The sequence below is a fragment of the Streptomyces sp. NPDC006385 genome, from assembly GCF_040612485.1.
Lineage (GTDB): Bacteria > Actinomycetota > Actinomycetes > Streptomycetales > Streptomycetaceae > Streptomyces.
On the sequence record NZ_JBEXQG010000064.1, the window covers coordinates 42671 to 52643 of the forward strand.

Consider the following 9973-nt stretch of genomic DNA (forward strand, 5'->3'; position numbering starts at 1 on the left):
CCCCGACGAAGTGCCCGGTGTGCCAGGGGGCTTGCCGCCCCAGTACTGAATGCACCTCCCGCGTAAGGAGCGGCAAGCAAGCGGCTCTGCGTCAGCAGTCCCTGAACTCCGGAGACTGGTTCAGCAGCTGACTGCGGACCGAAGTGAAGCGGGTCAGCGTCTCGTCGACCGAGGCGTCGAGCGGGAACACCGCCACCCGGTGGCAGTTCTGGAAGGCCAGTCGCACCCCGAAGTGCCGCTGCAGCGCGCCGCGTATCGCGTCACTCGCAAGCGCACGCAGCAGCTGGCCACGTGCCTGCTCGTCCGGCGGGGGCGTCTGGTTGTCGGCGAACTGACCGCCGTCCACCTTCAGCTGGGCCACCAGGGAGCTGATCATCCCCCATGCATAGGGCAGGGAGGTCCGGACGCAGTCGACGAATTCGGCTTCGTCGACCTCGCCTCGCTCGGCCTTCTCGAGTAGGGCCGGTGAGACGTCGAGCGACATGGGTTCTCCTCTCGCACCCCCGCAGCAGCAGGGGTTGCCGGACAGATAGGGGAGTTCGCGATATCGGACACTCTGCGTACACGCCTCGCGACCTCCCGTTTAATACGGTAGGCAACGGACGGTGACCGCACCAGGAGAATGCGTACATGGGCAGTCCTCGTTAGGCACACAATCGGCCAGAAATGAACAGGGGCAGTCCGGGGTCATACGGACTCCCCCAGGGCGAATCGCGTCCACCTGGGCCCGTCGAGTAGCGTTGCCGACCATGCGTCTCGTCATTGCCCGATGCTCCGTCGACTACGCGGGCCGGCTCACCGCCCACCTGCCCTCGGCGCCCCGTCTGATCCTGGTCAAGGCGGACGGCAGCGTCTCCATCCACGCGGATGACCGGGCCTACAAGCCCCTGAACTGGATGTCGCCGCCCTGCACGCTGAAGGAGGGGGATGGCGAGCAGAAGGACGTCTGGACGGTCACCAACAAGGCGGGCGAGAAGCTCATCATCACGATGGAGGAGGTCCTCCACGACTCCTCGCACGAGCTCGGCGTCGATCCTGGCTTGATCAAGGACGGTGTGGAAGCTCACCTCCAGGAACTACTCGCCGACCGCATCGAAACCCTGGGCGAGGGGTACACGCTCATCCGCCGCGAGTACATGACGGCCATCGGGCCGGTCGACATCCTGTGCCGGGACGCCGAGGGCCGGACGGTCGCGGTGGAGATCAAGCGCCGGGGCGAGATCGACGGCGTGGAGCAACTCACGCGCTATCTGGAGCTGCTGAACCGGGACCCCCATCTCGCGCCGGTCCGCGGCATCTTCGCGGCCCAGGAGATCAAGCCGCAGGCCCGGGTCCTGGCGACGGACCGGGGCATCGGCTGCCAGGTGCTGGACTACGACGCGCTGCGGGGGATCGAGGACGACAAGTTGCGGTTGTTCTGACGCACGTTCCGAGCAGTTCCACGATGATGAGGGCCGGGTCCACGGGATGGACCCGGCCCTCTCGTCCTGATTCTTCCTCGTCCTGGTCGTCGCGTCAGATCACGGTGTCCGACGTGCTGCTCGGCGTGCCCTCGTCCGTGCTCGGGGCGCCGGCGGAGGTGGTCTCCGCCGGGCTGGAGGAGGCCGGGCCGCTGGCCGAGGTCGAGGTCGACGGCGGGTCCGTCGGCGTGTCCGTGGGGTCGTCGGTCGGATCGCCCGTCGGGCCCGTCGGGTCGTCCGTGGGATCGTCGGTCGGGTCGTCGGTGGGATCGTCGGTCGGGTCGTCCGTGGGCCTGGTCGGATCGTCCGTCGGTCTGGTGGGGTCGTCCGTCGGCTTCGTCGGGTCGTCCGTCGGACCGGTCGGCCGGCCGCCCGGCCCCTGCGTGCCGCTCGGGCGGTCCGACGGCTCCCCCGACTCCGTCGGCGTCGGGTCGTCCGCGGTGCCGAGCGTGCCGTCAGGGCCGGGATCCGTCGGCCGGCTCGTCGCCGTGCCGGTGTCGCCGGAGCTCTGCCCGTCGTCGCCCTCCGCCTTGTCGGCGCCGAGGCCGTCGTCGCCGATGCCCTGGCTCGCGGACGGGTTGACACCGACCTGGTCGGCCGGGGCACTCGGGTCGTTGTCGGACGTCGCGCCGAGCGTCACCACCGTGCCGAGCACGGCCACGAGCAGCGCGCCCGCGCCGGCCGCGGCGAGGTTGCGCCGGGCGAACCCCCGGACACCGCCACGGCCGTTGCGCGAGGCCGCCGGGGACGACGAGGAGGCCGCCGAGGCCCGGTGCGTGACCAGCGTCGTGTGGTTCCCTCCGGACGAGAACGCGGCCGGCACGCCGCCCGGCGGCGACTGCGACTCCTCGTACCGCGCGTCCGGCACCTCCTCCGCCGCCGTCGCACCGAACGCGGCCACTCCCGGCGTCGTACCGGAGCGGTCCGAGACCAGGGCGAGGGCGCGGCGGCCCGCGACCGTGCCGCGCTTGTCGGCGAGGGCGCCGCGCAGACCGATGGAGGTCTCCAGCTCGGCACGGGCCCGGTCCAGCCGGCCGCGGCAGAGCGCGAGGATGCCCAACTCGTGATGGAAGTAGGCCTGTTCGGCGACGTCGCCGGCCAGCCGGGCGGCCTCGGCGCCCGCCCGCAGCGCCCGTTCCCAGGCGCTCCAGTGCAGTCCCGCGGCGAACGCGGGCGCGGCCGTGCGGGCCAGCCGCACGGTCGGGCTCTCCTCGCCCTCGGCGGGTGGCGTGGTGCCGGGCACCAGCACGCCCAGCGCGGCGAGCACGGCGTCCGCCTCGGCGCACACGCGCTCCGGCGTGACCGAGGGGTGCCCGGCCCACCAGGCGTAGTGCCGGGCGGCGGTGAGGGCGCCGTCCTGGACGTCCTCGGCGTAGCCGGCGGCCTCCAGTTGGGCCTGGACCCCGGCGGCGAGCCGGTAACGGGAGCCGACGGGCGAGACCAGCCCGCAGTCGGCCAGCTCGCCCAGCGCGGCGTCCGCGTGGGTGTCGCCGACCAGTGCGGGCAGATGCGCCTGGTGCGGCACCTCGCCGCCGAGCGCGACGGCGAACCGCAGGGTGGCGCGGGCGGAGGCGCTGAGCCGCGAGGCGAGCAGCGACGCGGGGCCGGCCGCCTCGCCGACCGACGGCAGCGGCACCTCCTCGCGACCGCCCTCCATCGGCGCGTCGAAGGGCGCGTCGACCGGCGGCTCGTCCTGGAAGGCTGCGAACTCCCCGGCGGGGTCCGCTCCGTCCCGCAGCCGGTCCCGCTGCCGCAGCAGCGCCCCGGCCTGCACGAACCGCAGCGGCAGCCCCTCCGACTCGAACCACAGGTCGCCCGCCCAGTTCTCCTCGTCCTCGGTGAGGACCCGGCCGACCTGGCGCTCCAGGAGCTCCACGCTGTCGGCACGGTCGAGACCGGCGAGGGCGACGTCCTCGATGCCGGAGCCGGCGGATGGGGCGGGCACGTCGGGCGTGGCACCGATCAGGAAGGCGCACTCGGGGGTCGCGTCCAGCAGCGCGTCGAGCGCGGCGCCGCCGAACTCGATGTCGTCCAGGACGACGACCGCGCCGATGTCACGGACCCAGGCGAGCAGTTCGTCCTGATCCGGGCGGTGCAGGGGCGCGCCGTGGACGGCGTGGAAGAGGTCGTACAGCAGGTCGTCGGGCGTGCGGTGGAAGCCGGTGAGGCGGACCACGCCGTCGGGGGCGAGGTCCGCGCAGTCCTCGGCGACGAGGTCGAGGAGGCTGGTGCGGCCGGCGCCCCGGGAGCCGACGAGGCGAACCGAGCGGCCGCGGGCGAGCAGCCGTACCAACTGTTCACGCTCGTCCTGGCGGGCCAGGAGCGGCTGTTCGGGCCGGGTCGGCCCGGGCGGGACGGGCGGTCTGGCGGCGCGGTCGGCCTCGGCACGGTCGACCGGGGACAGCTTCTCGGGCCGCGCCGGCCGCTCCGCCGGCGGGCAGACCTCGATCTCGCTGCCGTCGACGGGGTTGACGGTGAGCAGGAAGTCGCCCGCGACGAGCTGCACCGTGCGGGCGAGCGCGGGCGAGTGCTGTCCGAAGTCGGGTGTGAGGGGGTCCCTGGGCGGGCGCTGGCGCGACGAGTTGTCGTCGCCGTCATGGCCGTACTCCTCGGGTCCCCGGTTGTTCGGGTCCATAGGTTTCAAGCCCCCCAAAAGCGTCGTGTGCCTGTGCCAAGCCCCTCCCGGCCTTGCCGCACACCGCGCTGTCGCTTCTGGTCCGGGCCCGCTCGAAGGGGTTTGTCTAGGCAGCGGGCAGCCGAACCCTAAACCTTCGCACAGTATCTATGACAGCTCGGGGTACCGCGCCGTCCGAGACGTCACGGTCTCGTGAGGATTGCGCGCGACGTACGCTTCGCAGCCGTAACGCCCGGCTGTCCCGCCCCGCCCGTGCCCGGCGTCACACCCGGGGCAGGGACTCCACCCCGATGCCGCCCTCGATCGCCAGGATCCGGTGCAACCGGGTGGCCACCAGCAGGCGCTGCATCTGCGGCGGTACGCCGCGCAGCACCAGGCGCCGGCCGCAGCGGCCGGCCCGCCGGTGGGCCCCCATGATCACCCCGAGCCCGGTGGCGTCCCAGGAGTCCAGCTCGGACAGGTCCAGCACCAGATCGCCGACTCCGTCGTCGACGGCCGAGTGCAGGACCGTACGGGCGTCCGCCGCGCTGCGGACGTCGAGGACGCCCCCGACGACCAGTTCGGCGTGGTCGCCCCTGATGTGCATATGCGCTCCCCAAGCGTGCGTTCGTGCTCCGCGATGTGTCTGTGCCTGTGTTCGCTACGAGTCTTCGCCGTGGCCGGTGATGCAACCTCTGACTGCGTTGAGCCGCCTGAGGTTGCCGTCTGTGAGCGAACCGATACCGAATTCACCCCATCGCGTGATACGCCCGGGGCCTGTGCGGTTTTACGGGTGCTCAGTAGCTGTAGAAGCCTTGCCCGCTCTTGCGTCCGATGTCACCCGCGTCCACCATCCGGCGCATCAGCTCCGGCGGGGCGAACTTCTCGTCCTGGGACTCGGTGTAGATGTTGCTGGTGGCGTGCAGCAGGATGTCGACGCCGGTGAGGTCCGCCGTGGCGAGCGGGCCCATGGCGTGGCCGAAGCCCAGCTTGCAGGCGAGGTCGATGTCCTCGGCGGTGGCGACGCCCGACTCGTAGAGCTTGGTGGCCTCGACGACGAGCGCCGAGATGAGCCGGGTGGTGACGAAGCCGGCGACGTCCCGGTTGACGACGATGCAGGTCTTGCCGACGGACTCGGCGAACTCCCGCGCGGCGGCGAGGGTTTCGTCGCTCGTCTTGTAGCCGCGGACGAGCTCGACGAGCTGCATCATCGGCACGGGCGAGAAGAAGTGCACGCCGACGACCCGCTCGGGGCGCTCGGTAGCCGCCGCGATCTTGGTGATCGGGATGGCGGAGGTGTTGGAGGCGAGCACGGTGTCCTCACGCACGATCTTGTCGAGCGTGCGGAAGATCTCGTGCTTGACCTCGAGCTTCTCGAAGACGGCCTCGACGACGACGTCCGCGTCGGCGGCGGCGTCCAGGTCGGTGGTCGCGGTGATCCGGGCGAGGGCGGCGTCGGCGTCATGGGCCTCCAGCTTGCCCTTGCTGACGAACTTGTCGTACGAGGCCTTGATGCCGTCGGTGCCGCGCTTGAGCGCCTCGTCGGTGACATCCCGCAGGACGACGTCCCAGCCCGCCTGAGCGGAGACCTGGGCGATCCCGGAACCCATCAAGCCGGCGCCGATGACGGCAAGCTTCCGTGCCACTGTTGCGACTCCCCTTTGAAACGCCTTACACCCTGTTTACGTTGCTCTCGGCGGACCTTAGCGCTCGTGAGGGACCGTGTGACCGGTTAGTAACGCGAGTCACGTCTCATCTGACGGACTTCACACCGGCACGGGTCATTCCGCGCCCCGGACGGCGTAGTTGAGCACCTTCTCGCTCAACAGCTCCTCGATGTCGTCGAGAAGCACCAGGACCTCTCGGGACACTTCGTCCGGATTGCACCCCTTGAGCATCTCGCGGCCGGCAGCGGGTCACCCTCGGCCGCGGCGGCCTCCTCGCGCACGGTGGCTTCGAGGTGACTGATCAGGTACTGCGTGCCCGGGGCCAGGACGACCCTGCGGATGGTCACCACCCTGCTGTACGGCGTCCTGGTCGCCCTCGCCTTCGCCGTTGTGGCCGTGACGGTCCGCACACGCGTGGTCCGAACGGCCGGGGCGTACCTACGCTGGTCACATGGTCAATCTGACGCGCATCTACACCAGGACCGGCGACCAGGGCACCACCGCCCTCGGCGACATGAGCCGGGTCGCCAAGACCGATCTGCGGATCTCGGCGTACGCCGACGCCAACGAGGCGAACGCCGTGCTCGGGACGGCGATCGCACTGGGCGGCCTGGACGAGGAGATCGTCAAGGTCCTCACCCGGGTGCAGAACGACCTGTTCGACGTGGGTGCGGACCTGTCGACGCCGGTGGTGGAGAACCCTCAGTTCCCGCCGCTCAGGGTCGAGCAGTTCTACATCGACCGGCTCGAGGCCGACTGCGACCACTTCAACGAGCGGTTGGAGAAGCTGCGCTCCTTCATCCTCCCCGGCGGCACCCCGGGGGCGGCCCTGCTCCACCAGGCCTGCACGGTCGTACGCCGGGCCGAGCGCTCGACGTGGGCCGCGCTGGAGGTCCACGGCGACACGATGAACCCCCTGACCGCGACCTACCTCAACCGCCTGTCCGACCTCCTGTTCATCCTCGCCCGGACGGCGAACACGGAGGTCGGGGACGTGCTGTGGGTGCCGGGCGGGGAGCGCTAGGGCCTGTCCTAGCCCCCGACCTGGTGGAGGTTGCGCTGATCAGCGTCGGGTGCTTTCCTTCGTCGTCGTGAGCCGCGGTTCCTCCGCGGGCGCGGCCGGCTCCTTCTTCGGCCAGATCAGATACGCGAGGGCGACCAGGCCGTGGATGCCCGCGGCCCTGAGCGCGGCCCCTTGGAAGGATCGCAGCGACGAGATGTCCCCGTCGTCGCCGACGTACCAGACCGCGCCTTGGAGCAACGCACAGGCGACGGCCGCCGCCAGCACCGTACGGAGCCACAGCCGCCCCTCGTGCCGGGCGCGCGGGATGCCGTAGCGCGGTGGCCCGACCGGCTTGGGTGCGCCGCCCAGGCGGTGGGCGGCGTGGCCGTCCAGCCAGCGGATCGTGTAGTGGCCGTAGGCGACGGTGTAGCCGATGTAGAGCGCCGCCACGCCGTGCTCCCAGCTCGGTTCGGCGCCGTTCTTCAGGTCGATCGCCGTCGCCACGAACAGCACGACCTCCAGGAGCGGCTCGCACAGCAGCAGGGCGACGCTCGTACGGCGCCACTTCAGCAGGTAGCGGACGGCGAGTCCCAGGGCCAGCAGCACCCAGAAGCCGACCTCGCAGGCGATGATGAGCGCGACGATCACAACATGCTCCCTTCGGTCACCTTTCCAGGCTCCCGTCGGGACCGGCCGCTTTCGTCGTCGGCGCCGACGAACTCGCGGTACATCGAAAGATGCAGTCCAGGACCCTTCCCCGGAATCAGGCGACGAGCGTCCGTCCCGTGTTGGATGGGGACATGGCCGTACGACTGCCCCGCCCGCACCGCTTCGACCTGTGCGCCGCGCTCGCCGGACTGCTCGGGGGCCTGCTGCTGTGGGGTGTGGGCCTCGCGGCCCGGCCGGCCGAGGAGCCGATCGTGCTGCTCGACGGCCGCTGGTGGATCCTGCTGCCCCTCGTCGTGACCGCCGGCTGCGAGGCGATGCGCCGCACGATGCCGCGCACGGCCCTGCTGGTGGGGTGGGCCGCGCTGACCACGGATCTCATCACCCAGGGCAACCTGGTCACGGTCGTGATGTTCACCGACCTGGTGTACGCGGCCGTCGTCTACGGCCCGCCCGCCACCGTGCGCCGCGTCCCCTGGATCACCGGGCTGCTCACCGTGGCCGGTACGGTGGTGCCCGTCGCGGTGTGGCGGGTGCCCGAGGCCCTGCTGGTCGGCGTGGTCATCGGCCTGGTCGGGCTGATGCCGGCCGTCACCGGCTGGATCGTCCGCAACCACCGCGACGCCGCCGAGGCCGCCCGCCTGCGCGCCGAACAGACCGCGCTGCTGGCCGAGATGGACCGCGCCCAGGCCATCACCTCCGAGCGCGCCCGCATGGCACGCGAGTTGCACGACATGGTCGCCAACCACCTCTCCGCGATCGCCATCCACTCCACGGCGGCGCTCTCCCTGGACGACCCGAAGACCTCGAAGGAAGCCCTCGCCGTCATCCGCGAGAACAGCGTCGAAGGGCTCGCGGAGATGCGGCGGCTGATCGGGATCCTGCGGGACTCCAGCGGCGACACCGAGCCGGTCGCCGCCCCCACCCTCGACGGGCTCGACGCCCTGGTCGACGGCGCCCGCACCAACGGCCTCGACGTCACCCTGGAGGCCGAGCATGGCAAGGTACCCGCGCCCGTCGAGCTCGCCGTCTACCGCATCGTCCAGGAGTCCCTCACCAACGCCCTCAAGCACGCCTCCCCCGGCCGGGTCACGGTGGCGCTGGCCCAGCTCGACAGCTGTCTGACCGTCTCCGTGACCAGCCCGTTCGGCGACCGCGACCGCCCTGGCGCACCCGGCTCCGGTGCCGGACTCGTCGGAATGCGGGAGCGGGTCGCGCTGCTGGGCGGCGCGTTCGAGGCCGGCCCCGTCGAGGACCCGGACTCGGTCGACGGCAAGATCTGGGTGGTACGCGCCACGCTTCCCGTGACCGAAGGAGACAGCCGATGATCCGCGTCCTGGTCGCCGAGGACCAGTCCGCCGTGCGCGCCGGGCTCGTCCTCATCCTGCGCAGCGCGCCCGACATCGAGGTGGTCGGCGAGGCGGCGGACGGCCGGCAGGCGGTGGCCATGGCGCGCGAACTGCGGCCCGACCTGGTGCTGATGGACGTTCAGATGCCGCGTCTGGACGGGGTGTCGGCGACCCGGCAGGTGGTCGCCGAGCAGGTGGCCGACGTCCTCGTGCTCACCACCTTCGACCTCGACGAGTACGTGTTCGGGGCGCTGCGGGCCGGGGCCGCGGGGTTCCTGCTGAAGAACACGGAGGCGAAGGACCTGATCGAGGCGGTGCGGACGGTGGCGCGCGGGGAGGGCCTCATCGCCCCGGCCGTCACCCGGCGTCTGATCGCCGAGTTCGCCGCGAAGCCCCGCCGGGAGACGACGGCCGACCCGTCGGTCCTGGACACCCTCACGCGGCGCGAGCGCGAGGTGCTGTCCTGCCTCGGCGAAGGGCTGTCCAACGCCGATATCGCGGCCCGGCTCGACATGGCCGAGGCGACGGTGAAGACACACGTCAGCCGGCTGCTGGGGAAGCTGGAGCTGCGCAGCCGCGTCCAAGCCGCGGTGCTGGCTCAGGAGTTGGGGATCTAGCGGGGCGGAGCCCCGGCCGCGCGGACGTCCGGGAGCCGGTGGCGCACCACTCGGAAACCGGGCGGATGAGGGCCGAGGAACGCGACGGCGCACCGGTGGTCCGGGCCCGCCGCCACATCGGCGAGCGGCAGGAACGCTGCGCGGTGGTCCTGACGGCCGCGCCAGTCGAGCAGGGCCGCCGGCGTGCCGGGGCCGCTCACCGTGAGGTCGGCCGGGTTCACCGTCAATCCGTCGCCGGTGGCCTTCAGCACGGCTTCCTTCCGGGCCCAGTAGCGGGTGAACGCGGCCGGTGTGCGAGCCGCCGGCAGCGCGGCCAGCACCCGCTGCTCGGCCTCGGACAGCACCACGCGAGGCAGCAGGGCCCGGTCGCCGTCGAGATCCCTGACGGCCTCGACGTCCACGCCGACGGGGCGGCCGGCGGTGACCGCGACTGCGACCAGGTCCGCGCAGTGTGACAGGGAGAACTCCAGGTCCGCCGACGGGTCCGCAAGGCGCGGCTTGCCGTGCGCTCCCCCGCAGCCGTGGCATCGTCCGCCCCCGTGGGTATCCCCAGCTCCGTCAGATGCGTGGCCACGACGTCCGGAGTCCGCAGGGCGT

Annotated in this window: 10 protein-coding genes and 1 pseudogene; 4 read left to right on the forward strand and 7 right to left on the reverse strand. The window is 71.8% G+C overall.

What is annotated here, in order from left to right:
- Positions 1 to 91: 91 nt before the first annotated feature.
- Positions 92 to 484: an SCO5389 family protein gene (locus ABZ078_RS34445; RefSeq protein ID WP_356581892.1), complete on the reverse strand. Its 393-nt coding sequence runs from the start codon at positions 482 to 484 to the stop codon at positions 92 to 94.
- 265 nt (positions 485 to 749) lie between these two features.
- Between ABZ078_RS34445 and nucS the strand changes: the two genes are divergently transcribed.
- Positions 750 to 1421, forward strand: coding sequence for an endonuclease NucS (nucS, locus tag ABZ078_RS34450; RefSeq protein ID WP_356581894.1), 672 nt, complete (start codon positions 750 to 752; stop codon positions 1419 to 1421).
- A gap of 94 nt (positions 1422 to 1515) precedes the next feature.
- Here the strand turns inward: nucS and ABZ078_RS34455 are convergent, their stop codons facing one another.
- The 4 genes and pseudogenes from ABZ078_RS34455 to ABZ078_RS34470 form a co-directional block, all read right to left on the reverse strand.
- Positions 1516 to 4095 carry an ATP-binding protein gene (locus ABZ078_RS34455; RefSeq protein WP_356581896.1) on the reverse strand — a complete coding sequence of 860 codons (2580 nt, stop codon included), beginning with the start codon at positions 4093 to 4095 and terminating at the stop codon, positions 1516 to 1518.
- A gap of 262 nt (positions 4096 to 4357) precedes the next feature.
- Positions 4358 to 4681 (reverse strand): STAS domain-containing protein, encoded by a 324-nt coding sequence (locus tag ABZ078_RS34460; protein ID WP_030046661.1) that lies wholly within the window; start codon positions 4679 to 4681, stop codon positions 4358 to 4360.
- 190 nt (positions 4682 to 4871) lie between these two features.
- Positions 4872 to 5720: a 3-hydroxyacyl-CoA dehydrogenase family protein gene (locus ABZ078_RS34465; RefSeq protein ID WP_301996844.1), complete on the reverse strand. Its 849-nt coding sequence runs from the start codon at positions 5718 to 5720 to the stop codon at positions 4872 to 4874.
- 135 nt (positions 5721 to 5855) lie between these two features.
- Positions 5856 to 6037, reverse strand: a pseudogene (locus ABZ078_RS34470) (TetR/AcrR family transcriptional regulator); the annotation flags it as partial.
- Positions 6038 to 6192: 155 nt separating this feature from the next.
- Between ABZ078_RS34470 and ABZ078_RS34475 the strand changes: the two are divergent.
- Positions 6193 to 6765, forward strand: a complete 573-nt coding sequence (locus ABZ078_RS34475; protein ID WP_356581899.1) for a cob(I)yrinic acid a,c-diamide adenosyltransferase — start codon at positions 6193 to 6195, stop codon at positions 6763 to 6765.
- A 39-nt stretch (positions 6766 to 6804) separates the two neighbouring features.
- On the opposite strand, the gene ABZ078_RS34480 is transcribed toward ABZ078_RS34475, so the two are convergent.
- The gene (locus tag ABZ078_RS34480; RefSeq protein WP_356581901.1) at positions 6805 to 7392 is read right to left on the reverse strand and encodes a hypothetical protein; all 588 of its coding nucleotides are present in this window, start codon (positions 7390 to 7392) and stop codon (positions 6805 to 6807) included.
- A gap of 152 nt (positions 7393 to 7544) precedes the next feature.
- Between ABZ078_RS34480 and ABZ078_RS34485 the strand changes: the two genes are divergently transcribed.
- Together ABZ078_RS34485 and ABZ078_RS34490 are read left to right on the forward strand one after the other, a co-directional pair.
- Complete coding sequence (locus ABZ078_RS34485; protein WP_356581903.1) at positions 7545 to 8738, forward strand: histidine kinase; 1194 nt, start codon at positions 7545 to 7547, stop codon at positions 8736 to 8738.
- Entirely contained in the window at positions 8735 to 9376 is a 642-nt protein-coding gene (locus ABZ078_RS34490) for a response regulator transcription factor (RefSeq protein WP_356581905.1), read from the forward strand. The genes ABZ078_RS34485 and ABZ078_RS34490 overlap by 4 nt, the downstream gene beginning before the upstream one ends.
- Here the strand turns inward: ABZ078_RS34490 and ABZ078_RS34495 are convergent.
- Positions 9373 to 9777, reverse strand: a complete 405-nt coding sequence (locus ABZ078_RS34495) for a 4'-phosphopantetheinyl transferase superfamily protein (protein ID WP_356581907.1) — start codon at positions 9775 to 9777, stop codon at positions 9373 to 9375. The two genes, ABZ078_RS34490 and ABZ078_RS34495, sit on opposite strands and share 4 nt — an antisense overlap.
- Positions 9778 to 9973 lie beyond the last annotated feature (196 nt).